We start from the raw sequence: 25,709 nt of genomic DNA, 5'->3' as shown, positions 1-25,709 counted from the left end.
CGTCAGAACCGGAATCTCGTCAGTCTCAAATACCGGCCGACGGTTGACGTCAGCCCCATGACCCTATAGTGAGTCCACAATTCTGTTGCTTCGGTAGTCGTCAGGGGTGTCGCAAAATTCTGTTTTGCGACCGTTGGGTATGCGGCTTGTGAAGCTTTTCGTGAAAGTTGATCATGTCTCTGCCTGAAACCATCGCTCCGGCTCTTTCCGGGGCCTTAGCCGCTCGTGGCTATAACGACCTCACCGCCGTCCAGAACGCGGTTCTCGCCCCTGAAACGCTCGATAGCGACCTGCTCGTCTCCGCACAGACCGGCTCGGGCAAGACGGTGGCCTTCGGCCTCGCTTTCGCGCAAACACTACTCGGCAATGAATTGCGCTTCGGCAGGGCTGAAAGTCCGCTGGCGCTGATCATCGCGCCGACACGCGAACTCGCCCTTCAGGTGCGCCGCGAACTCGAATGGCTTTATGCCGATACCGGCGCGCAGATCGCATCCTGCGTCGGCGGCATGGATATCCGTTCCGAGCGCCGTGCGCTGGAGCGTGGCAGCCATATCGTGGTTGGAACACCCGGACGCCTGCGCGACCACATTACCCGCAACGCACTCGATATGACGCAACTTCGCGCCATCGTTCTCGATGAAGCCGACGAAATGCTCGATATGGGCTTTCGCGAAGACCTCGAATTCATTCTGGGCGAAGCGCCGCAAGAGCGCCGCACGCTGATGTTCTCGGCGACTGTATCCAAGCCGATTGCCCAGCTTGCCAAGCGCTTCCAGAACAATGCGATGCGTCTCACCGTCACCAGCGACACCAGCCAGCATGCCGATATCGATTATGTCGCAATGCCTGTGCCCCCGCATGAGCGCGACCACGCGATCATCAACACGCTGCTTTATTACGATTCACAGAACACCATTATTTTCTGCTCGACCCGCGAAGCGGTCAAGCATATGGCGAGCCGGCTTTCCAATCGCGGTTTTGCAGTGGTCGCACTTTCGGGCGAGTTAAGTCAGGCCGAGCGCAACAATGCGCTTCAGGCCATGCGCGACGGACGCGCCCGCGTCTGTGTGGCAACCGATGTTGCAGCTCGCGGCATTGACCTACCCAATCTCGATCTGGTCATCCATGCCGATCTTCCGACCAATCCCGATACGCTTCTACATCGTTCGGGCCGCACGGGCCGTGCGGGGCGCAAGGGTACCTGCGTGCTCGTTGTGCCGTTCTCGCGCCGCCGCTCCGCCGAACGTCTGCTGCAACTGGCGAAACTCGATGCGCAGACGATTGCCGCACCGGGGATCGCTGCCGTGCAGGCCAAAAACAACGAGCGCATTCTCAATTCGGACGTGTTCGGTCAGGCAGTTGAGGACGAGCATCAGGAGCTGTTGCAGTCGCTGACGCAACGCTACACACCCGAACAGATCGCCAATGCCTTTTTGAACCGCGAGCTTGCAGCACTTCCAGCAGCGGAAGAGGTTTCGGACGCGCCAGTGCATCCGGTCGGCAGCAAAAAGCCTAGAGAGCGCTCTGAAAGAAATGATCGTTTCGAGCGTGGCGAACGCCGCGAGCGCAGCGAGAATAGAGGCGAGCCGGGCGAGCGTTTCGACCGTAATGCAAAATTCGATGGCGTATGGTTCTCGCTTTCCGCAGGACGCAAGCACCGCGCCGATCCGAAATGGCTTTTGCCGTTGATCTGCAAGGCGGGCGATATTTCCAAGCGCGATGTCGGCGCGATCAAAATCCTTGACAACGAAACCCGCTTTGAAATCTCGGCCTCCAAAGCCAATGAATTCCGCCAGCTCGTCGCTGAACGCGGCACCGGCGAAAAGGGGCTGGTGATCCGTCCGGCCACACCGGGCGCAGGCGAGGATGCCGGACGCAGAGAAGGTCGGGGCGAAAGCCGCGGAGAAGGCAAGCCCTCGTTCAAGCCGCGCGGCGACAAGTTCAAGGACGGCCATAAGGACGGCTATAAAAAGCCCGGCAAGAAGTATCGCAGCGAATAAATCATCTGCAACATGAAAAAAGCCCGCTCTCCAGCGGGCTTTTTGTTTGCGAAGATTTACGTCCCTTTAAACTGCCGCATTTACCCTGCACCGGATTGGCGACACGCAAGATATTTTCAAATGACCGGTTTTCCATTGCAGCGAACCGGCGCGCAGGTGGCGGAAAAAGACAAATATGGCATCGCGAGACGACAGGAATGGACGCATCGAACCTTCTTTTGATGGTGAGAAAAAGAAGGAAGACGATGATTTCCGTGTCGATCAGGAGGACCGTGTGGCGCGCGCGCAAAATCGCAAGCCGGTGAAATCCGGCAAGGCAAGTCCCCGTGCATCGCGTCGCGGCAAGGCAAAACCGCGCGGCTTTTTTGGCTTTGTGCGTCGCGCTATCTACTGGTGTTTCGTGCTAGGCCTTTGGGGCGGCATCGGCCTTGCCGGCGTCCTGATCTATTTTGCGATCAAAATGCCACCCACCACCGACTGGGAAATCCCCGACCGTCCGCCCAATGTGCGCATTGTCGATGTCAGTGGCAAGCTGATCGCCAATCGCGGCACTACCGGCGGCCAGGCCGTGGGCTTGCATGAAATGTCGGCCTATATTCCTCAGGCCGTGATTGCCATCGAGGACCGGCGCTTTTATTCGCATTTCGGCATTGACCCTATCGGGCTTGGCCGCGCTATCTTTACCAATCTCATGTCCGGTCGTGCCGTGCAGGGAGGGTCGACTTTGACGCAGCAGCTTGCCAAAAACCTGTTTCTGTCGCCCGACCGTACACTTGAACGAAAAGTGCAGGAAGTGATGCTCGCGCTGTGGCTTGAGCACAAATACACCAAGGACCAGATTCTGGAGATGTATCTCAATCGCGTCTATCTCGGCTCCGGCGCCTATGGCGTGGATGCGGCGTCAAGGCGCTATTTCAACAAGTCCGCCAAGGACGTGAACCTGATGGAAGCCGCCACTTTGGCAGGGCTTCTCAAAGCCCCTTCGCGCCTTTCACCAGCGCGCGATCCGGAAGCGGCCAATGCCCGCGCCAGACTCGTTCTGGGTGCGATGCGCAAAGAAGGCATGATCGATGACCGGCAACAGGCAATCGCCGAAAGCGAGCCGCCGACGCGTGCGCCATCCTACTGGCAGGGATCGGAGAATTACGTGGCCGACAAGGTCGTAAGCGCGCTTCCTGCGCTGATCGGCGAGACCAAGAGCGACATTACGGTCGAGACCACGATCGATCTCAGCCTGCAGGCGGCAGGAGAGGAAGCGATCAAGGAACAGATCGCACAGCACAGCAAGAAGATGAACGTCAGCCAAGGCGCGATGGTGTCCATTGACGGCACGGGTGCGGTGCGCGCCATGGTGGGCGGTGTCGACTATGCTGCGAGCCAGTTCGACCGCGTGACGGACGGTCATCGCCAGCCCGCCTCCACTTTCAAGCCCTTTGTCTATCTCTCTTCGCTCGAACAGGGGCGCACACCTGACTCCGTGCGCAATGACGCACCGGTCCGCATCGGCAAATGGACGCCCGCCAACGACAACGGCAAATATATGGGCGAGGTCACGCTTGCGACAGCACTTTCGCATTCGCTCAATTCGGTTTCGGCACAGCTCGTCATGGAAGTCGGTCCGCAAACCGTGATCGATACAGCCCACCGCCTCGGTGTTCAGTCAGCGCTGGTGCCCAATGCGTCGCTGGCGCTTGGAACCTCCGAGGTGACGCTGCTGGAACTGACCGACGCTTACGTGCCCTTTGCCAATGGCGGCTACCGTGCGCCGGTCTATTTCATCACCCGTGTGACCGATGCCGATGGCAACGTACTTTACCAGAAAGAAGACGGCATCGGCCCGCGTGTCATCGACGAGCGCAATGTCGGCATGATCAATGCCATGCTGCGCCGCACCGTCGAGGACGGCACGGCGCGCAGGGCGGCCTTTGGTGGCTGGCCTGCGGCGGGCAAGACCGGCACCAGCCAGAATTTCCGCGATGCATGGTTTATCGGCTATACAGCCAACCTCACCACGGGGGTTTGGTTCGGCAATGATGACGGCAAGGGCATGAAGCGTGTCTTCGGCTCGACATTGCCAGTCGCTGCATGGAAGGAATTCATGCAAAAGGCGCATAAGGGCGTGCCGATTGCGCAATTACCCGGCCATTACGAAATCCAGAACGTGCTACCCGGCGGCAGCGACGGCATGGACCCCAATGCGCCTTACGATCCGAACCTGATGTCACAGAACGGTTTTGGCAATCAGCCTATGGCGGGCAATGATGAGGAGGGGTACTGGCCGCCTGCGCCGGAGACGACCCCGCGCAACGATATCCAGCAGCCTGCACAACAGCCTGATCAACAACCAAGCCAGCAGCCGGGAAAATCAACGACGCTCTACGATATCATCATGGGCAATTGAGGATTGGAGCCTCAAGCGATTGGGTGGAATGGGCAGTGGGGTGATGACAGCGTCCGACCCTCATTTCGGTCGCTTATCGTCGTGAATGACATTCTTTAAAGCGGACGCTAGATGGCTAAGCTGTCGCATGTTTTAGGATTTTCGCGCAAGAGACGAGCCATATGAAAGCCGACTGGAATCTGATCCGGGAAATGATGGGCGCGGCGATTGATGCCTGTGAGTGGATCGAGGCGGCAGGCGCCTATATTGAGAACGATCGAGACGCGACCATCGCCGGTGTAGGGTATCCATCCAGATTACCAGGTCCGCACGCGGCAAGCGCAAATCAAAGGTTTGCCGGTGATCGTTTCCCTCGCATATCCAACCTGATCAAGAAGCTGCAGCTTCAACAAGCTGCCTGAAATCTCTGGGCACGGGCTTTGACCATTTCAGCCCCCCAAGAGAGTTTGTCGAGGTGGATAACAGGAAGGGACAGCCGTCCTCCCAACATGCGTGAGAATGTTGACTTCCCACTCCCTGCGTTACATGAGACCACAATTCGTTGCATCGACAAATCTATTCCAAAGTCGAAAAGTCCCGCCGTCTGCGACAAGCACGTGTGAAGTAACATGTTTCAGGAGTTGCGCAACACTCCAGATTTAGCACTTTTCTTTACCCTATGAAGGCGCAAATCTGTAAAAACCAAAATAACTGATACAACTTTGAAGTTTCATGTCGAACTATAGTCTATATTATTTAATCATCTGCACCGTCAGTGGAGAACTTAGCCAATTGGGGTAAATTCAGAAAGGAAATCGAGCGATAACTGTACTCGATCCAGCCAGCATCTGCGAATTTCTTCAATGCCACGTTGACCTGTTGGCGGGAAGTGTTGGTCATCGTAGCGATTTCAGCCTGCGAAAGAATAACGGACGTGTTCTCGTCGGGCACAATACGGCGCAGCACGGATGCTATGCGTTTAGCAGGGTTTCTTTTCTGCAGATCGTGAATGATATGGATAAGCACATCCGTGCTGAAGATCGAAATAGCTCCAAAGGCGCGCACGATGTTGTAGTCCTCGTGGGAGAGCTTTTGCATGATGTCGAGAGGCAAATGAAAAGCATGTGTTTCGGTCAGCGTTTTAAGCTCAACGCGTCTGGGTTGTCCGGTTAGAAAACAACCCTCTCCAGTCCATGCCCCGGGTAATCCCAGATGAACCAGACAAGGCGTGGCATTGGCCGGTGCAAGATTAACCGTGACGCAACCGGCAACAAGCCCGTAAATACCGCCCACCGGATCCCCATGGCGGAATACGGTATGATTTGGCGGCATTCTAATCAGCATTGCGTGCTGAAACAGCTTGTCCCTGAAAGGCTGCGGCATATGTGACAGCCAGCCTTGCTGGCTAACAATTTTTTCGGCCTGCTCTCGTGTAATATCAACCATCGCACCGCATCCGCTTCTTTTTATTCATTCTCCCATGCCAATGCATCGATCAGTCCGCGCAATGGAGCGATGAAAATCCGCCCCCATATGAGCTTAAGAAAGCCGGAAATTCCACGTTAGAATTTCAGGGGCATTGACAGTGTGACGTAAACCGCATCGCCCTTCGGCCGATTTTCGGCACTCACCTCATGGTAATATTTGAGCCGGGCCGCCATGGGCAGTTCTCCTGCCTTGAAACTGTAGCCCAGCGTCACACCAATTGCAGCAACCTCGCCTTTAAAGGCCCCGCTAGCCCCTGAGCCGCTATCAGCGCCGAGCTGTTTATAATAATAACCGATCAGCCCGGCGTCGAAGCTTTTGTTGAAATGCTGAACCATCGCACCTTCAAAATGGAATTCGTTACCTGTCTTGTAATCGGTTGCTGTGTTGGTTGAATTGAATGTAACGCCGGCCGCACCGGAAATATCAAGACCAATGGTGGGATCGAGCCACGTAGCCGCGGCGAAAATATCCGTGCCCCAGCGATGAAAGGCAAGGTTTGTGATTGCGCCTTCGTGATAGTCTCCGATCGGCACATTGAACTGGGTTCCAAGCTGATAGTGAAAATTGCCGGTTTGCCAGCCAAGATAAGCACCGACCTTGGGGTCCCCTATGGTCAATATATCATCGCTGATCGCTCCGGTTGCATGACCGCCTCTCGGCCCCCGCAATGTCAGGTCAGCATCGGTTTCTTTCTTTCCGACCGGCAAGGAAACGGACAGTCCCAGATGGCCACCCAGCAAAGGCTCCGGCGCTATGTAGCTCAGCGACGGGATATAGAGCGCTGCATCGCCTTCAATGCCAACTGCCAGCCGCCCGCCAGCGGGGAGCTTTTCATCTTTCCCCATCGTGCCGCGATAAAAATAGAAGTCGTTTTCAAGGTATAATCCCGGCGGTGGAGTGATGGCTGCTGCTGGTCCCTTTGAACCAAGCAGATAGACACCGATACCGCCCTCGGCAGCACTTGCGATTTCTGCGGGAAGGCTAGCGAGAACCAGACCGCAGAGGCCTATGAATTTAACTCTGGACTTCATCTAATTGACCCCGATGATCGCGCCCAGTACGGGACAGGGCAAAATTGTTGTGAGTGACGGTTTTCGCAGGATGGAGCTATTTTGCCGGGCTTATCTGTACCGGTTCAGGAAATTTCCAGCTGCCGTTCAGTATCTCGCTTCTGGGCCTGTAAAGACGGACCGTATAATTCCAGCCGGGCATCGTGGGCAGGCAATTCGGCGTCGTCTTTTCGCAACCACCGAATTGTACGGTCACACTGCCATCCTCACTTTTCTTCGCTGTAAGATTATTGACAGAATAAGCGTCCAACGCGTTTTTCGCGAAGTAACCTTCCTTGTTGTAAACGCTGATCGACCAGAAACCGTCGACAGGAACATCCTTGATGGTCAGAATCTCAACGTCGGCTCCACTCTTGTCTTTCGGATGGCCGGAGAGATAAATGGCGGCGCTTTCGGGATTCCCACCCCATCCGATAGCGGCACCGATCAGATACTTGATCGGATCGACTTCATCCGGAGTTCCGAACATATTTGCGGTGCTTCCAAGATGTGCGCCAAGACCCTTTAGCGCTTCGCGAATCTGCCCTTGGGATGCAGCGTCCCAATCGGGAAGCTCCAGTGACCCTTTACCGGACTGAGAAACACCTATGGAATTCTGCAATGCGTGAACGCGCCTGATATCCTCTGCACTCTGGGGATCGACAAGCGTTCTGACGATCACGATCATGTAGCGGGTATGAACCGAATCTCTGGAATATGTTCTTTCGCCCGGCGCATAGGCGATATCTCGCGTGTACTGATCCTGATCGAGTACCTGTGCCATCATGTAACGCTTTTCCGTCTCGGGCAGACTGAGCGTTACGGGACCAGCATCGAGATCAAAAATGCCAAACGAATAGAGCGTATCCCTGTTGGTGCGAACTATTTTCTGTTCGTCAATTGATACGGGTGCGCGGACATGAAGAAACTTTCCGAAGGCACCTTTTTGTGCATAGGCCGCAATGGTCGTATCAGTCTCCGCTCGTGGGAAATTCTCAACAGTGACGGCTTTGGGAGTGGCAGTCTCTTGAGCAACGGAATAATCAACAGCTGCAGAAAGAATAATAATTGATGAGACGAGCCTGAGGATGTTCTTGAAGGCTGCGATATTAACTGTTGATCCAAATAGAAATCTCATGAGAGGACACACCTTGAAAGAAAGAGCTTCAAAGGTGTTTATGCATGAAAAAAATTCTAGATTTGTCCGAATCCGGACATTCTTGCTTTAATAATAGGGTTGGTGGATGATTTTTTCAAAAAGCCCGAAACTGACGAATAGGTCGCAGCCGTTGTTACAAAACTGCCGAAAACGATATAGGCTCTATTTTTTCAAGATTTCAGGATAATTGAAGGCTGGTTTTCCATCAATCCATTCGAAACCTGCCATTCCGCTCCCCACCCCGCAACACACCTTTATCAGTATCTGAAATCAGTGATGTTTTATCGATGTCACAATCGCATATGCGCATCCAGTCGCACCCGGCATCCTTCCCAGCAAATTGATAGTAGTCGCTCCTAATATCTCTCGAAATCCTGAGCGGCATGGTCTATTCAGGAATTCGAGAGTGAGGTTTGAGCATGAGCCAGCATAGCAAATCAGACGAAGCAACAAACAGAACCGCATCGGGCGCGGCAGATACCGAGCGCAAGACGCTCGTGCTGACCGGCGCCAGCCGCGGCATCGGACACGCTACGGTCAAACGTTTTTCGCGTGCGGGCTGGCGCGTCATCACCTGTTCAAGGCAGGATTTTGCTGAAAATTGCCCGTGGCCCGCAGGCCCGGAAGATCACATCAAAGTCGATCTCGCGGATCAGGAAGATATCGGCAAGGCCATCGCGGAAATCCGCCGCAGGCTCGAAGCCAACGGCAGCAAGCTGCATGCGCTCGTCAATAATGCGGGCATCTCGCCAAAGGCGGAAGGCAGCAAGCGCCTCAACTCGCTTGAAACACCGATGTCGGTCTGGCGTGACGTGTTTCAGGTCAATTTCATGGCCCCGATCATGCTCGCACGTGGGCTTTTCAAGGAACTGGAAGCAGCGCAAGGCTCGGTGGTCAATGTGACATCGATTGCAGGAAGCCGCGTGCATCCTTTTGCGGGCACGGCTTACGCCACCTCCAAGGCGGCGCTCGCGTCGCTGACCCGCGAAATGGCCTCGGATTTCGGCCCCTATGGCATTCGCGTCAACGCCATCGCTCCGGGCGAGATCGATACAGCGATCCTCTCGCCGGGCACGGAAAAAATGGTCGAACAATTGCCGCTGCGTCGTCTTGGCAAAACCTCGGAAGTGGCCGAAACCATCTATTTCCTGTGCACCGAAGCCTCGTCCTATGTCACAGGCTCGGAAATTCACATCAATGGCGGCCAGCACGTCTGAAACAACATATAAGCGCGGCCATTGAAATGCGCCGCGCTTTTTGCTTTACCTGTTTCAATCGATTTAGCCCCCTTATTTTCATTCAAATGAGTTGAACCATGATTCTTTGTTGCGGTGAAGCCCTGATAGACATGCTGCCAAGAGAGACTTCGGCAGGTGAAAGCACCTTCATGCCGGTGGCTGGCGGTTCGGTCTTCAACACCTCGATTGCCTTGGGACGGCTTGGCGTTTCAACGGGGTTTTTCTCCGGGCTGTCATCGGATTTTTTCGGCCAGATCCTGCGCGAAACGCTCAAGCGCTCCCATGTCGATTATTCCTACTCGGCTATATCCGACCGCCCGACGACGCTCGCCTTCGTGCGACTGGTGGATGGGCAGGCGCGTTATGCCTTCTATGATGAGAATACCGCCTTGCGCATGCTTTCACAGAGCGATATCCCGCTGATCGATGATAGCATCAAGGCCATGCTGTTTGGCTGTATCAGCCTGATTTCTGAACCCTGCGGCAGCGTCTATGAAGCGCTGATGACGCGCGAGGCTGCAAAACGGGTTATGTTCCTCGATCCCAATATCCGGACGAGCTTTGTCACGAACCGCGAAGCGCATCTTGCTCGTATGAAGCGGATGATTGCGCTGGCTGATATCGTCAAACTCTCGGACGAAGACCTCGACTGGTTCGGCGAAAGCGGAACACATGCGGAAATCGCTTCCAGGTGGCTGAAGCTCGGCCCTAAACTCATCGTCATCACAAAGGGCGCGCATGGTGCCGACGCCTATACGGCGAGAGCGAAGGTCAGTGTGCCGGGCGTGAAGGTCGATGTTGCCGATACGGTAGGCGCGGGCGATACGGTCAATGCCGGGATTCTCGCAAGCCTTAATGTGCAAGGGCTTCTGACGAAACAAGCCATCGCCGCGCTTGATGACGACCAGATTCATGCAGCCGTAGCCCTTGGCGTGCGTGCAGCCGCCGTCACTGTGTCACGCGCCGGTGCAAATCCCCCTTGGGCCACCGAGATGAAGGACTGATGCCATGGCTGATCCGTCAACAGTCCTGCGCATTGCCGCCTTCTCTCAAGGTGATCAGGGCGGGAATCCTGCCGGCGTGCTGATTGCCGAACAATTGCCTGCACCTGCGCAGATGCAGAAGATCGCCGCAGACGTCGGCTTTTCGGAAACCGCCTTCGCTATGCCCGATGGGAATGCCTGGCGGGTGCGCTATTTCGCGCCGCAAATGGAAGTGCCTTTCTGCGGCCATGCCACCATTGCACTTGGCGCAGCCCTTGCCATGCGCGAGGGCGATGGGCGCTTTGCACTTAATATCAACAATGCCTCTATCAGCGTGGAAGGCCGCAAGGAAGGCGATCTGTTTGCCGCTAGCCTGCAATCGCCGCCAACGCGCAACCGTGCGGCAAATGTCCAAGAAACGGAACAGGCGCTGGCGCTGTTCGGCTATGATCAAGATGATCTCGACCCGAAAATTCCACCTGCGATCATCCATGGGGGTGCGGATCATATCGTACTTGCGCTTGGTTCCCGCGAGAAACTCGCCGCCATGCAATATGATATGGCGCGCGGACGAAAGCTGATGCAACGGCAGGGTTGGACAACTATTCTGCTCGTTCATGCGCAAACACCGCAGCGCTTCCACAGCCGTAATGCCTTTGCGGCTGGTGGTGTCTATGAAGACCCGGCAACTGGCGCTTCGACCGCAGCTTTTGCAGCCTACCTGCGCGATCTTGGCTGGCCGCATCAAGGCTCGATCGAAGTCCTGCAAGGCGAGGATATGGGTAGCCCCTCGCATCTGCGCGCCACAATCGGCACGGTGCGCGGCGGCTCCATCCGTATTTCGGGCACGGCAAGATTAATGGAATAGGCCTGTCACACCTTGACGATCTGGTCCACCCGCTCGTCATTGCCAAAAAATTTAAGATACCGCGCGACTTCCTTCGGGTCGCCTGTGGCCTTCTGCGGATTGTCCGAGAGTTTGACCGCGGGGCGTCCATTGGCGTCCGTCACCTTGCAGACAAGCGAAATGGCCTTCAAGCCCTGAATGGTCGTTGGCGCACAGCCGACAAAATCGTTGGTCAGGTTGGTACCCCAACCAAAACTCATGCGCACACGTCCGTCAAAATGGCGATAAGTCTGTTCGATCGTGTCGACATCCAGCGCATCGGAAAAGATCAGCAACTTCTCACGCGGGTCCTTGCCATGCGCTTTCCACCACTCGATGATGCGCTCGCCGCCCTCGATCGGCGGGGCGCTATCGGGGCGGAAACCCGTCCAGTCGGCAATCCAGTCAGGTGCCTCACGCAAAAACGCCGCCGTGCCGAAGGCATCGGGTAAAACGATCAAAAGATTGCCGCCATAATAGCGATTCCAGTCCTGCAGTACGCGATAGGGCGCTGTGCGCAATTCCTCATCGGTATTGGCAAGGGCTGCCAGAACCATAGGTAATTCATGCGCATTGGTGCCGAGCGCTTCAACATCCGTATCCATAGCAAGCAGGACATTGCTTGTTCCGGTAAAAGCCGATCCGATGCCTTCCTTCAAGGCCTCCACGCACCAGCGCTGCCACAGGAAGGAATGGCGGCGGCGGGTGCCAAAATCCGAAATCTTGAGGTCCGGCAATTCACGCAGACGTTCGACCTTGCTCCACATCTTGGCCTTGGCACGGGCATAGAGTACATCGAGCGAGAACGGTCCGAGGCTCTTCATCGCCGCACGCGAACGCAGCTCGTTGATGATGGCCAGCGCCGGTATTTCCCACATGGTGGTATGCGACCAGCGGCCATGAAAAAGCAATTCATATTGGCCGTCGCGGCGGTGCAGCTCATACTCAGGCAGTTGGAAATCATGCAGCCAGTTCAAGAATTCCGGCTGGAAAATCTGCTTGCGGCCATAAAAACTGTTGCCGGCCAGCCAGATCATTTCCTTCTTGGTAAAACGCAATGTGCGGGCATGATCGAGCTGCGCCCGCAATTCGCCCTCGTCGATCTCGTCGGCGAGACGCACCGAAGTGGTGCGGTTGATCAGCGAAAACGTGGCATCGACCTTCGGATAAAGCCCCCAGATCATCTGCAGCATTAAAAGCTTATAGAAATCCGTATCCAGCAGGCTGCGCACGATAGGATCGAGCTTCCAGGCATGATTATAGACGCGCCGCGCGATATCGGTCTTGGCCATCACGGCCTCCATTGCATGAATATGCCGCATATGCGCGGCAAAGAAAAAGGCGGGTTTTCACCCGCCTTTCTAATCATTTCATGACTGTTTGGGAAGCTCCACGACGATTTCATGTTCGCCGTCCGCCTTGATCTCCACCCCCTCCTCGGGGTTGGCGAGTTTGCGGCCATCTAGCTTGACCACCGCAGACTGGGCACCCATCACCACCTTGACGTGATAAAGCGCATCGCCAAAGCACAAATCGGCCTCGTAGCCGTCCCACTCCGGCGGCAAGGCCGGGTTGAAATGCAGCCGGTCGCCGCGTCGGGTCACGCCCAAAATGCCTTCGGTCGCAACGCGGTAGAACCAGCCCGCCGAACCTGTATACCAGGTCCAGCCGCCCTGCCCGCGTCGCGGCTCAACCGAATAGATGTCGGCTGCGATCACGTAAGGTTCGACACGGTAGACATCCGGGTTGCGGCCATGGCTCACAGGACTGAACAGCGAGAACAGACGCCACGCCTCCGCCGCCTTGCCCATGCGGGCAAGTGCCAGAATGGCCCATGTCGCACCATGGGTGTACTGACCGCCATTTTCGCGCACGCCGGCCGGATAGCCCTTGATGTAACCGGGTTCCTGCTCTGTCTTGTCGAAAGGCGGTGTGAAGAGGCGCAGCAATTCGCCCTCATCATCAAGCAGATGGCTTTCGAGCGAGCGCATTGCCTGTTCTGCGCGTTTGGGATCGGCGACGCCGGAAAGCACGCTCCAAGATTGCGCGATAGCATCAATCTGGCATTCATCGCTGTCTTTAGAGCCGAGCGGTGCTCCATTGTCGTAGAAGCCACGACGATACCATTCGCCATCCCATCCATCGCGGTCGAGCGCCTGGGTCAAGCTTTCGACATGCAGCCTCCATGCATTGGCGCGCGCCATATCCTTACGGGATTCGGCAATCGGAATGAACTGCTTTAGCGTATAGGCAAGGAACCAACCGAGCCATACGCTCTCGCCCTCGCCCTTGACACCGACAAGGTTCATACCGTCGTTCCAGTCGCCGCCGAGAATGAGCGGCAATCCGTGCTTGCCGGTGCGCTTTATCGCCAGATCGAGTGCAATGGCGCAATGCTCATAAAGGCTTGCTGTTTGCTCAGAGATTTCCGGCTCATAGAAGGCGTCATGTTCACCCTCGTTGAGCATACGACCTTTCAGGAAAGGCAGGCTCTCGTCGAGGATGGATTTATCGCCGGTCGTCTCGACATAAAGCGAGGTGCCGTAACCAAGCCACACCACATCGTCGGAGATCAGCGTACGCACCCCGGCGCCCGTGGCAGGCAACCACCAATGCTGCACATCGCCTTCAGGGAACTGACGCGAGGCGGCATTCAGAATTTGCGCCCGCGCCAGCGACGGATCGAGCAGCAGCAGCGACAGCGTATCCTGTAACTGGTCGCGGAAGCCGAAGGCACCACTTGCCTGATAGAACGCCGCGCGCGCATAGATGCGGCAGGCGATCGCCTGATAGGGCAGCCAGCCATTGACCAGAAGGTCGAAAGCCGGATCGGGCGTTTTCACCTGTACACTGTTGAAGGTGGTCTCCCACTGCGCTTTTGCAGCCATCAGCTTGTCATTGAAAGGCGCAGCCTTTGCTTGCGCAATCAACGCCTTTGCAGCGTCACTACCATCGGCATTGCCCATAAGGAAGACGATTTCGCGGCTTTCACCGGGGCCGACTTCGATATCGACAGCCAGTGCCGCGCAGGGATCGCGGCCCGCTTCCACAGTACCGGAGAGCGCCTTGCCGGACAGCACCACTTCGGGCCTGTCCACCGAGCCGGTCGAACCGATGAACTCGCTACGGTCCGCTGTGACGGACTGCGGCATTTGGCTTGCCGCATAAAAGGCGACCTCGCCCGCTTTGTCGGGATGATGGGGATTGGAGGCAAAAAGCGCCCCCGTTTCCGCATCCTGTGACGGCACGATGAACGGAACGTTTTTGGCCCGAGCATTACCGAGCACCCATTCGACATAACCATAAGCGCGCAGCTTGCGCTTGGAGCGACCCTTGTTGGTCACTGTCAGTTGTGACAGGCGCACCGGCTTTTCCGCATCCACGATATGTGTCAATTCCAGCGCCAGTTCACCATGCTGAGCGGCAAAAGTGCTGTAGCCATAGCCATGGCGCGCCTCATAGGTGACAGCCTCATCGCGCAACACATTGGCGGTAGGTGCAAAGGAGCGGCCCGTTTCGCGGTCAAGCAGATAGATCGCCTCGCCCGGACGATTCGTCACCGGATCATTCGCCCATGGCGTGACTTGATAATCGCGGCTGTTTCCCGCCCATGTAAAGGCCGAGCCTTCAGCCGAGACGTGGAAACCGAAGCCCGGATTAGCAATCACATTGATCCATGGGTGTGGCGTTGACGTGCGACCATTGACGCGCACGACATAAGCACCATCCTCGGCAAAACCGCCATAGCCGTTCCAGAATTGCAGATCATCACCGGATGGAGCAGGTCGGTTGACCTGCTTGGGCGCAACGACGATGGGGCGCTCTTCCCGGCCACCACGTTCGATCACTGCGGGTACGGCAGGTGCGGTCGCTTCTTTTTCGCCGATAAGCGCAGTTCTTGCGTCGCGTGCCGCGAGATCGACCGTAATTTCCTCGCTGCGGCGCAATTGCTCTGCCAGCGACCCGTTCTGCGCATGCATGACGATACGCGCCGAGGCGAGCAGCGTATTATAGCTTTCCTCACTCATCTGGTCATGGCGCACCGCAAAGATATGCGGTTGCTCGCCACCGCGGGCACGGAAACCTTCCGCAAGCCAGTCGATGGCGCGCTGCGTATCCTGCGCATAGGAAAAGGCGCGTTCGTTAACGGCGACCACATCGACGATGAGGCCCTTGGAGCGCCAATATTCCTGCGCCCGCAACACACCGCGCAGCACTTCGAGATCGGCCTCGTTGTCGATGCGCAGCGCGAAAATCGGATAATCGCCCGAGATTGACATCGGCCACAGGTCGGACTGTTTGCCGAGCCCACTGGCGATGGTCTCGGGCGGCTGGCGCAAAGTGCGTTCAGGGTAAAGGAGATGTGCCGCAACCTTCTGGTAATCGGCTGCTTCCGCAGGCTTGATACCGATATGGTAGAGCTGCACCTGAGAACTCGTCCATGACAGCGAATACTCGCGGGCAAAGGCTTCCGGGTGGCGATGCAGTGCCACGGCATGTTCCACCGCATCACGGCTACCGCCTGCAACGGTCCAGAAAACCAGACTAACCTTTTTGTGCGCAGGCACGCGCACACGGGTCCGTACCGAGGCAATGGGATCGAGCACGCAACCCTGACTGCCGGTAAATTTCGTATCCGCGTCAAAGGCGACCGCATTGCGAAGTGAGCGTCCACGTCCGATAAAGGCGCGGCGGTCGGTTTCAACCTCGATCTCGCGCACCGCACCTGTCAGATCGGCCACAAAATGCGCGACATGGACATCCGGGTCGGACGGCGCGCGCTTGCGCCGCTTGGCATAGATGGTCGAGCCATTATCGGCAATTTCGGTCTCGACGAACATTTTTGCAAACGCCGGATGGGCGGCATCGCTGTCGCTGTCTGTCAGAACCAGTTCGGCATAGGACGTTACCTCGATCATGCGATCATGCGCAGAGGTATTGATGATATCGAGCCTGCGGCCCTCGCCATCGCATTCCGACGAAACGATGACTTCCATCACTGTCTTGATGTCACCAGCAGTCTTGTAGAATTCGGCCTTGTCCTCGGTGAAGACGGTCTTGGTTTCTTCTTCCGCATTGCGTACCGGCTCGCCGGTTGCCGACCACCAGTAGCCGCTTTCCATGTCGCGCAGAAACAGGAAAGTGCCTTGCAGGTCTTCCGAAGCATCGGCGTGGAAGCGGGTGATGTCCCAATTGTGCCAGCGGCTGTAACCCGAACCATTGGCCGTCACCATCAGCGCGTATTGGCCGTTCGACATCATATGCGTGGTGCGCGGGGCCTTGAACGGCTTGTCGACGATACGCATCGGCGCATCGTCGAAATCGCCCGAATCCACCCGCATCGGATTTTCCGTCTTGGCATAGATCATCGGGATTTCGCGCGGGGCCTTTTCCTGCAACAGAAGCTCGGCTGCCTCGATCACCGGATCGGAATGGAAACGCTCGCGCATACGGCCTTCAAAGATCACATTGTTGACCGCGATGATCGCCATGCCGTGATGGTGGGCATAATAGTTCTTAACCACAGCACAGGTTTCACCCTCACGCACACGCGACGGCGTGAAATCCACCGAATCGTGAAAACCGTAACGGCCCAGTGCGCCGAGCTTCTCCAGACGCTTCAAATTGGCCACCGCTGCTGCGGGCTGATATTGCGCGGCAAGCAAGCTCGCATAGGGCGCAATGACGGCATTGCGCGACAGGCCGCGCTGAAGACCGAGATTAGGCACGCCGAAATTAGAATACTGGTAGTTCATGTAAGCGTCACGCGCGTTGAACGCAGCTTCCGAAATACCCCATGGCAGACCGCGCGAGGTGGCATAATCGATCTGGCGCTGCACGACGAGCTTGTTGGTCTGGTCGAGAAGCGAGCCGAGCGGCTCGGACATGACCAGTGGCGGCATCAGATATTCGAACATTGAGCCGGACCAGGAGAGCAGAGCGCCCTTCCAGCCGACCGGAACCAGAAGGCGTCCAAGCTTGAACCAATGCTCAACCGGCACATCGCCCTTGGCGATGGCAAACAGGCTTGCCAGACGCGCTTCAGACGCCAGAAGATCGTAGCAGCTTTCGTCCAGTTCGTTTTCCTGCACGCGGAAACCGATGGAAAGCAGGCGGCGCTCCTTACGCTCCAGGAAGCCGAACTGCATATCGAAGGCAAGCTGACGCGCGCGCGTCGCCATGTCTTGCAGACGTTCGCGCAATCGATCCGTGTCACGGCCACCAATGGCGTCGTCGGTATGCGCCTTGCAGGTGTCGATCAGGGTATGCGCCCAGACGCGGGCTTCGCTACTTGCGGGTGTACCGATCTCGCTATCGAGTTCCTCAACCAGACGCATGATGTCATTGGCAAACAGCGACAGGTTGATGGTGCGGAATGAGGCGGTTTCCGGCTCTTCCTTGATTGTGCGCACGGCGCGGCGGAAATTGGCAATACGCTCTTCCACCCGGCGGCGCAGGGGACGCAGGATACGACGGTCATCGGGGATTTTGGCGATTGTTTCCTCAAGCACGTCATTAACGTCGAGAATACCGTCGAGGTCACCCTGCAAATAGACGCTTGGCGCTTCCGCCCATTCTTCGAGAGCCGAGGAAAGCGTCACCAGATGACCAGCAAGATTGCCGCTATCGACCGCCGAGACATAAAGCGGGCGCAGCGGCGTCAGCGTATGAGTTTCATACCAGTTATAGAGATGGCCCTGGTATTTCTCCATTCTATCAAGTGTTTTGATGGTTTCATCCACGCGTTCGAGCGTTTCATCGAAACCGATCCAGCCGAAATCACGCGCAGCCACCACCGACAGCAGATAGACGCCGATATTGGTGGGCGAGGTGCGTTGAGCGACGACGGGTGCCGGGTCTTCCTGGAAATTATCCGGTGGCAGATGATTGTTTTCCGCATTGGTAAATTCGGCGAAATAGCGCCATGTGCGCCGCGCATAGCGCCGCAAATCGGCCTTGTCGGAAGAGAGAACCTCCAGCGTGTCCTGCGGCTTGGCCGATCGGCTAACGAGCCATGCAATCAAGGGCGAAGCAAACCAGATAACCGCAAAGGGAGCTGCAATGAGAGCAGCCGGACTTTGGACGGCAAGCGGGAAGAGTATAGCAAGCCCAGCAATGGCAAGCGCGGGCCACATGAGCTGAAAGTAGAACAGCAGCGTATCAGGCGAGGATTTGGCCTGTGCCGCCGTGCGCCATTCCAGAAGATCGCGGCGCGAGACAAACAGACGATAGATCGTGCGCGCAATGGCATCGGCCATCAGGAAGGCCGAATGGGCAATGAAGGTGGTACGCAGCGCCACATCCGCAGTACCCAGCGCAATATCGGTCATTACCGATTGCACATGACCCTTGATGGAATAATCCATATTGTGCGGAATGAGATTGGTAACAATGCCGAAAGTCGGCGCCACGAACATACTGACGATCAGGAAGCCCTGCCAGACAGCAGCAGGTCCGAGCGGCAAAACCGTCCAGCCGATTACAGCGGCAACGATCCACAGGATCGGATTGAGCGAGCGGCGCAGATTGTCGACCATCTTCCAGCGCGTGGTGGCACTCACCCCGCGGCTGGTGGAAAACAACCATGGCAGAAGCTGCCAGTCGCCACGCGCCCAGCGATGGTGCCGCGAGACATCGACATTATAGCCGGTCGGATAATCCTCGACTACCTCGACATCGCTGACGAGAGCCGCACGCGCATAACCGCCTTCAAGCAGATCGTGGCTGAGAAGCGTGTTTTCCGGCACACGACTTTTCAACGCCGCCTCAAAGGCGTCAATGTCGTAAAGACCCTTGCCGGTAAACGTGCCTTCGCCCAACAGGTCCTGATAGGTGTCAGAAACCGCAAAGACGTAAGGATCAATGCCACGATTGACCGAGAAGACGCGTTGCAGGAACGAGGCCTCGTCGCCCGTGGTGAGCGAAGGCGTAACACGGGGCTGCAAGATGCCATAGCCGCGCACGACCTTGCCGCTCTTCTCGTCAATGACCGGGCGGTTCAGTGGATGGCTGAGCTTGCCTGCCAAATTGGTCACCGATTCGGGCGTCAGCCGTGTATCGGCGTCGAGCGTCATCACATATTTTATGTCTTTGGGCAGGCGCTCGTCGGGCGGGTAGAAGCTGGTATCGTGATCGCCACGCAACAGCAGGTTCAACTCATGCAGCTTGCCGCGCTTACGCTCCCAGCCCATCCACACATTCTGCTTCTCGTTGAAGAGACGACGACGATGGATGAGAAAGAAACGCGGCTGATCGCTGCCGGTATAATGCACGTTCAGCTTGTCGATTTCCTCACGCGCATAATCGTAGATTTCCATATCGGCAGGCGTGATTTCCTGCTTCGCGTCCACCCAGTCGCTGACCAGCGCAAAATAAATTTCGCCGCGCGGATTGGTCAGGTAATGCACTTCGAGATTGCGGAGCTGCTCATCGACCGAATCGCGTGTAGTGATGAACGTCGGAACGGCCACAAGCGTGCGCGCTTCCTCCGGCAGGCCTTCCTTATATTCAAAGCCGATCAGCCTTGTCGGCGCTACAAACCACGGCACCAGCGCATTGAACAGCGAATAGGACGCATCCATGGCCGGGAAGATAGCCAACAGCGTGAACAGCGTGCGCAGATCGGTCGAGAGACCGGCACGGATCATGCAGTAATTGACTAAAAGCAGAATGAGGACGGTAAAGATCGCGGTCGGAATGAACAGCCCGAACAGGCCCAGGCCGCGATAAAAGCGCAGCGCCTTCGTGCCGAAGGGTGCGCGGTAGCCACAGACCTTTTCCAGTTCCCTGCGACCGTCACCGGAGAGATAATAGGCAATCGAGCCCTGACTTGCTGCCTGCCCGCTCTTGTCGTCTTCGGCAAGCTTGAGGGCGGCCCAAGTGATGTCGATTTCGCTCATGTCCGAATAGCGGGCGAGCTTCTCGATCGTCACACGATAGGCGTTGCGCGAGCGGAAATCCAGAAGTTCGAAATCGCTGTGATCGCGCAGGATGGCATCGACCTCGTTGACGGTTTCGAACCATGTTTCCCAGTCGATATCGTCAATGGACTTGAGGCTGCGGATGACGTTGCCCATGGTCACGCCACCTGTCGATTGGCGTGCATGTTCCTCGACGATGGCGTCTTCCGCGTTACTGCCTTCCTCGTGCAAAATCCGCTCAAGCCAGCTTGCGGCAGCCGCCGTATCGGTGGAGGCCGAGCGAAGGCGATAAAGCAGATGCGTGGCAAAGGTACTGTCGCGCGCGGCAGCCGTATATTGCGCCAGAACAGAACCGAGGCTCGCCTCATCGGCAACCACGATTGTATCGGCGGCGGTATTGGCCAGATTGCGCATATTTCGCGCACGGTCAACGCGTAGCGCAAGACGGCGCGCATTTTCGATCAGGAAATAGCGCACGGCAGAAGGCAGCGCCCATAATTCACCGATCTTGAGTGGCTCGACCTCCTGAAAGCCCTGCACGATGGCCGTCAGCGTTTTCAGTGAGAAATTGCTGTCGGTGTGGGCCACATAAAGCCAAGCCAGCGCGAAAATGCGCGGCATGCCTTCATATTTTGCCACCGGCGTTTTGTAGGGTGGCAATTGTTCGATAAAGCGGCGTGGCAGATCGCGGCGCGTCTGCTGGACGTTCTTGTCAACCTGATAGTGATTATCGAGAAGCCATTGGGCGGCAGGTGTAATCGTTTCGCCTGCGCGTGCGGCCGCATCGGAGCCGCGATAGGCGTGCAAGATCAGCTTGCCGTTTTCAGACAGGCGCTGATCGAAAGGAAACTTGAGGTAGCCCGGCAGCGGGATATCCTCACCGCGCGCAACAGCACTTGCAAGTGCGGCAAGCTCCTCTTCTGTTTTGTAGACAGCGCGCAGAGGCGATGGCTGCTCCGGCGGAACCAGCGATGAGGCCGATTGCGCCGCAGCGCGATCCGTGGAGTTCGGTTCCACAGGTTTTTGCGGCTCTGGCGATTTAGTCTTGGTCGGGGTCGAACTGGAGTGCGAAGAAGTCGTTTCCGGCATCTGCCTTAACAGCCTTTCCGAAGAGGTAAATGAATTGCGGCGGTGGATACCAGATTTTAGTTCATGCTCATTGCAGGAAAACGGCGGTATCCATAATCGGTTCCCTGAATGTCGGCACCATTTGACCAAATTGCGACATAACACTGTGGTGATCTTCAAACCGTTTGAATCGCAACGCACAATTCTTTTTGGGGCGAAATCTTGTGTTATGACAAAGTTGGTTTTTTACAACCGTAACATACTGAAAATATAAATAATACCACTGCCGATAACGATGGATAAATATTAGAGAACACGAAAATCATCAGGCAAAAAATAAAAACGGCCCTTACGCCGAAGTTGACGCAAGAACCGAAAAATACCAAGGGCTCTGCTTTCAGGCCGCGTCTGAGTGTTTATCTGCTTCATCGGCGGCAAAAAGCTTGAAGTAGCGCGGACGAAACGCGATGCGGCTTTTTTCGGTCGCCGGATGTTCGGCAGGAATTTCGATCTCGACGCGCTCGCGAGCGCCGCCGATTTCCAGCTCCACCCGCCGCTTACCGCCAGAACGACGGCTTGTCACCACGGTACCTGCAATACAGCCACCGCTGCCCTCGACCAGTTCGACATCATGCGGACGGAAGAAGAGCTGCGCTTCACCTCGCGTGACCTTGTCTCGCGTTTGATCCACGCTCAATCCGATATTGCGGTCGGTGAGCCAGACCGCGCCATTTTCGACGCGCACCGGAAGCGTGCTCGATTCTCCTATAAAACCGTAGACAAAAGGCGAATTGGGATCGTCATAGACCTCATCGGGTGTGCCGATCTGCTCGATGCGGCCCTGGCTCATCACCACCACACGGTCAGCGAGTTCGAGCGCCTCGTCCTGATCATGGGTCACGAAGACGGTCGTATGGCCGGTCTTGTCGTGGATTGCGCGCAGCCAGCGGCGCAATTCCTTGCGCACCAGCGCGTCGAGCGCGCCAAACGGTTCATCAAGCAACAGAACCTTGGGTTCAATCGCCATGGCGCGCGCAAGCGCCACGCGCTGGCGCTGGCCACCTGAGAGCTGCGCCGGATAGCGATTTTCCAGCCCCTTCAACTGAACCAGATCAAGCAGTTCGAGGGCACGACGCCTGATCTCCGCCTTTTTCGGGCGGATTTTCTCCGGGCGCACCTTGAGGCCAAAGCCGATATTGTCGGCAACGCTCATATGACGGAAAAGCGCGTAATGCTGGAACACGAAACCGACGTTGCGCTCCTGCACACTTTTATAGGATGCGTCTTCGTCGCCAAAGAAAATCGCGCCTTCAGTCGGTCTTTCAAGCCCGGCAATCAACCGCAAAAGTGTGGTCTTGCCGGAACCTGAAGGGCCGAGCAGCGCGATCAGCTCGCCGGAACGGATATCCAGCGAAACATTATGCAAAGCCGGAAAGCGCGCAAACTCCTTGCGCACGCTGGCCACACGAACTTCCATTCCAAATCCTTTCCCCCGTCACTTGCGCAACGATTTACCAACAGGCTAACGCATCGGCGCTAAAATCGGAATCGATTTTTGTAAAGCACAATACGCAGAATCAAAGAGTTGAGACGCGTCCTTGTGTAGCGTCCGAGAGACGTGACGAGCGCTTTAAGCAGGCCTTTCCTTGCTCGCACCAGAGCTGCGTCTGTTTTCATCAATGGCCGTTTCCGACAGCCAGTTCGTCACGATACCGCGCTTCCAGCACCATCTTGACGCCAAGCGTCACCAGCGCAAGAAACGCCAAGAGCGATGCCACCGCAAAAGCCCCAACGAAATTATATTCATTATAGAGAATTTCCACATGCAGCGGCATCGTGTTGGTGAGACCGCGAATATGGCCTGAAACCACCGAGACTGCCCCAAACTCGCCCATGGCGCGGGCATTGCAGAGCAGCACGCCGTAAAGCAGCCCCCATTTGATATTGGGCAGCGTCACATAGCGAAACACCTGCCAACCATCTGCCCCCAATGAAATCGCCGCTTCCTCGTCGCCGGTGCCTTGTTCTTCCATCAGCGGAATCAGTTCACGTGCCACAAAAGGAAAGGTTACGAACACGGTCGCCAGCACGATGCCGGGCACCGCAAACAGGATTTCGATGCCATTGCGCGAAAGCCACGGACCAAGCAGGCTGTGACTTGAAAACAGCAGCACGAAAACGAGGCCTGATATCACCGGCGAGATGGAAAACGGCAGATCGATCAAGGTGGTGAGCAGCGCCTTGCCCTTGAACTCGAATTTGGCGATCGCCCATGCAGCGGCAATGCCGAACACCAGATTGAGCGGCACGGCAATGGCTGCAACCGTCAGCGTCAGCTTGATCGCGGCCCATGCATCAGGTTCGACGAGCGCTGCAAAATAGTCGCCCGCCCCCTTGCGAAACGCCTCGACGAAAACCGCCACCACCGGCAGGATCAGGAACAAGGCGATAAACAGCAGTGCTACCACAATCAGCACGATACGGGTTGCAAGGCTTTCGGTCACGGCGCTGGATTTGGGGACAGTGGTTTCATGCGCCATGAGCATATTTCCTGCGTGCCCATGCCTGGATGAGATTGATCACAAACAGCATCGCAAAGGACAGCGCCAGCATGACCACGGCCAATGCCGTGGCACCGGCATAGTCATATTCCTCAAGCTTGATAACGATCAGCAAGGGTGCGATTTCAGAAACATAGGGCGTATTGCCGGCAATGAAGATGACCGAGCCATATTCACCGACGCCACGTGCAAAAGCCAACGCAAAGCCGGTCAGGATCGCAGGCTGAAGGCTCGGCAGCAGCACGCGAAAAATGGTCTGGAGGCGCGAGGCACCCAGGGTTGCTGCGGCTTCCTCTACCTCGCGACTGATTTCCTCCATGATCGGCTGAACGGTGCGCACGACGAAAGGCAGGCCGATGAAAATCAGTGCCACGATGATACCGAGACGTGTGAAGGCGACGCGCACGCCAAAGGGTGCAAGCAGGCTGCCGATCCAGCCATTGGGCGCATAGATAGAAGCCAGCGCAATACCGGCCACAGCCGTGGGTAACGCAAAAGGAATATCGACAATTGCATCGACAAACCGCCGTCCCGGAAAGCGATAACGCACCAGAACCCAGGCCAGAATAACGCCGAAGACGACATTGACCATTGCCGCTATAAAAGCCGTACCAAAGCTTGTTTCCAGCGCTTTAAGCGTGCGCTCGTCGGTGATGATCCGCCAGAAACCGGAGAGGCCAACATCGGTCGAACGCAGCACGAGCGCTGCGAGCGGAATGAGAATAAGAAGCGTCAGATAGGCAACACTAAAACCGAACGTCAGTCCGAAACCAGGAATAACGCTCGGCTTTTTAAAGTGCCACCTAGCAACGCCATGTGCAGGGAGCGAAGCCATACTCTATTTTGTTCCCTCTTTATTGATGCTGTTCGGCTTGTCATGTGAGCCCCTTATCGACTGGACCCGTTATTTGCCGGGCTTGTAAAGCTGGTCAAAGGTTCCTCCATCACCAAAATGCTCGGGCTGCGCTTTTGCCCATCCGCCGAAAATCGGATCATCGATCGTCACCAGCGTCAAGGCTGGAAACTCACGCTGCTGATCGGCAGGAATGACATCCGGCTTGGACGGGCGATAGAAGTGCTTGGCAGCAAGCGCCTGCCCTTCAGGTGAATAAAGATATTCGAGATAGGCCTGTGCGAGTTTCGTGGTGCCGTTTTCCTCGGCATTCTTGTCGACAAGCGCCACGGGCGGCTCGGCCAGAATCGACTGAGGCGGAGCGACGATATCGAAGGCATCTTCACCAAACTCCGCCACCGACAGATAGGCTTCGTTTTCCCAAGCCAGCAACACATCGCCGAGCTGGCGCTGTACAAAAGTCGTCGTAGAGCCACGTGCGCCGGTATCAAGCACCGGCACATGGCGGAACAGCTCAGTTATGTATTCCTTGATCTTCTGCTCGTCGCCGCCATATTCCTTATGCGCCCATGCCCAGGCTGCCAGATAATTCCAGCGCGCGCCGCCTGATGTTTTAGGATTGGGCGTGATGACCTCGACGCCGTCCTTGACCAGATCGCCCCAGTCCTTGATGCCTTTTGGGTTGCCCTTGCGCACGAGGAAAACAATGGTCGAAGTATAGGGGGCGGAATTGTTGGGCAGGCGCTTGCGCCAGTCCTTGTCGATCTTGCCGGAAAGATCGGCAATAGCGTCGATATCGCTTTCAAGTGCCAGCGTGACCACATCGGCCTTGATGCCGTCGATCACCGAACGCGCCTGCTTGCCAGAGCCACCATGCGAGGCGCGGATGGTAACAGTCTCGCCCGTCTCATCTTTCCAATGCTTGGCAAAAGCCGCGTTGTAATCCTTGTAGAGTTCGCGTGTCGGATCATAGGACACGTTCAACAGCGTCTGATCCGCGTGGCTTGCCTGAACGGTGGCGGCAAGCGAAGCCAACGCCACAAAGGATGCAATGGTCAGTGAAAATCTCGATCGTTTCATGTCCGCCTCCATGTTTCCATTATCAGGACAGTATCAGAGGTCT

Annotated in this window: 15 protein-coding genes; 6 read left to right on the top strand and 9 right to left on the bottom strand. The window is 56.5% G+C overall.

All coding sequences use genetic code 11. The annotated features are described in order from the left end of the window. Positions 1-173: 173 nt before the first annotated feature. The 3 genes from AAIB41_RS10570 to AAIB41_RS10560 all read left to right on the top strand — a co-directional run bounded on the left by AAIB41_RS10570 (position 174) and on the right by AAIB41_RS10560 (position 4,802). On the top strand, positions 174-2,000 hold the full coding sequence (locus AAIB41_RS10570) for a DEAD/DEAH box helicase (protein ID WP_343313324.1): 1,827 nt from the start codon (positions 174-176) through the stop codon (positions 1,998-2,000). 175 nt (positions 2,001-2,175) lie between these two features. After that, on the top strand, positions 2,176-4,401 hold the full coding sequence (locus tag AAIB41_RS10565) for a transglycosylase domain-containing protein (protein WP_343313322.1): 2,226 nt from the start codon (positions 2,176-2,178) through the stop codon (positions 4,399-4,401). Positions 4,402-4,562: 161 nt separating this feature from the next. Then, a complete protein-coding gene (locus tag AAIB41_RS10560) occupies positions 4,563-4,802 on the top strand; it encodes a hypothetical protein (RefSeq protein WP_343313321.1) in 240 nt (79 codons plus the stop codon). A gap of 334 nt (positions 4,803-5,136) precedes the next feature. Here the strand turns inward: AAIB41_RS10560 and AAIB41_RS10555 are convergent, their stop codons facing one another. The 3 genes from AAIB41_RS10555 to AAIB41_RS10545 all read right to left on the bottom strand — a co-directional run bounded on the left by AAIB41_RS10555 (position 5,137) and on the right by AAIB41_RS10545 (position 8,055). Continuing rightward, the gene (locus tag AAIB41_RS10555; protein WP_343313320.1) at positions 5,137-5,826 is read right to left on the bottom strand and encodes a Crp/Fnr family transcriptional regulator; all 690 of its coding nucleotides are present in this window, start codon (positions 5,824-5,826) and stop codon (positions 5,137-5,139) included. A 116-nt stretch (positions 5,827-5,942) separates the two neighbouring features. Next, complete coding sequence (locus AAIB41_RS10550) at positions 5,943-6,899, bottom strand: transporter (protein ID WP_343313319.1); 957 nt, start codon at positions 6,897-6,899, stop codon at positions 5,943-5,945. 76 nt (positions 6,900-6,975) lie between these two features. Then, positions 6,976-8,055, bottom strand: coding sequence for a DUF1254 domain-containing protein (locus tag AAIB41_RS10545; RefSeq protein WP_343313318.1), 1,080 nt, complete (start codon positions 8,053-8,055; stop codon positions 6,976-6,978). 440 nt (positions 8,056-8,495) lie between these two features. Here AAIB41_RS10545 and AAIB41_RS10540 point away from each other — a divergent pair, with 440 nt between their 5' ends. From AAIB41_RS10540 to AAIB41_RS10530, 3 genes are all read left to right on the top strand, one after another. Further along, positions 8,496-9,293, top strand: coding sequence for an SDR family oxidoreductase (locus AAIB41_RS10540; RefSeq protein ID WP_343313317.1), 798 nt, complete (start codon positions 8,496-8,498; stop codon positions 9,291-9,293). Positions 9,294-9,391: 98 nt separating this feature from the next. Then, on the top strand, positions 9,392-10,318 hold the full coding sequence (locus AAIB41_RS10535; protein ID WP_343313316.1) for a carbohydrate kinase: 927 nt from the start codon (positions 9,392-9,394) through the stop codon (positions 10,316-10,318). Positions 10,319-10,322: 4 nt separating this feature from the next. Beyond that, entirely contained in the window at positions 10,323-11,165 is an 843-nt protein-coding gene (locus tag AAIB41_RS10530; RefSeq protein ID WP_343313314.1) for a PhzF family phenazine biosynthesis protein, read from the top strand. A gap of 5 nt (positions 11,166-11,170) precedes the next feature. Here the strand turns inward: AAIB41_RS10530 and pncB are convergent, their stop codons facing one another. The 6 genes from pncB to AAIB41_RS10500 form a co-directional block, all read right to left on the bottom strand. Then, complete coding sequence (pncB, locus tag AAIB41_RS10525; protein WP_343313313.1) at positions 11,171-12,475, bottom strand: nicotinate phosphoribosyltransferase; 1,305 nt, start codon at positions 12,473-12,475, stop codon at positions 11,171-11,173. A 78-nt stretch (positions 12,476-12,553) separates the two neighbouring features. Then, on the bottom strand, positions 12,554-21,193 hold the full coding sequence (locus tag AAIB41_RS10520; protein ID WP_343313311.1) for a glucoamylase family protein: 8,640 nt from the start codon (positions 21,191-21,193) through the stop codon (positions 12,554-12,556). 376 nt (positions 21,194-21,569) lie between these two features. Then, positions 21,570-22,649 carry a sulfate/molybdate ABC transporter ATP-binding protein gene (locus AAIB41_RS10515; RefSeq protein WP_343313309.1) on the bottom strand — a complete coding sequence of 360 codons (1,080 nt, stop codon included), beginning with the start codon at positions 22,647-22,649 and terminating at the stop codon, positions 21,570-21,572. A 199-nt stretch (positions 22,650-22,848) separates the two neighbouring features. After that, positions 22,849-23,712 (bottom strand): sulfate ABC transporter permease subunit CysW, encoded by an 864-nt coding sequence (cysW, locus tag AAIB41_RS10510; protein ID WP_343313307.1) that lies wholly within the window; start codon positions 23,710-23,712, stop codon positions 22,849-22,851. After that, a complete protein-coding gene (gene cysT, locus AAIB41_RS10505; protein WP_343313306.1) occupies positions 23,702-24,568 on the bottom strand; it encodes a sulfate ABC transporter permease subunit CysT in 867 nt (288 codons plus the stop codon). Before cysT ends, cysW begins: the two co-directional genes overlap by 11 nt. Positions 24,569-24,637: 69 nt before the next feature. Further along, the gene (locus AAIB41_RS10500; protein WP_343313304.1) at positions 24,638-25,666 is read right to left on the bottom strand and encodes a sulfate ABC transporter substrate-binding protein; all 1,029 of its coding nucleotides are present in this window, start codon (positions 25,664-25,666) and stop codon (positions 24,638-24,640) included. Between the last annotated feature and the right edge of the window lie 43 nt (positions 25,667-25,709).

Source organism: Brucella sp. BE17, from assembly GCF_039545455.1.
GTDB lineage: Bacteria > Pseudomonadota > Alphaproteobacteria > Rhizobiales > Rhizobiaceae > Brucella.
This window is presented reverse-complemented; position numbering and strand designations above follow the sequence as displayed.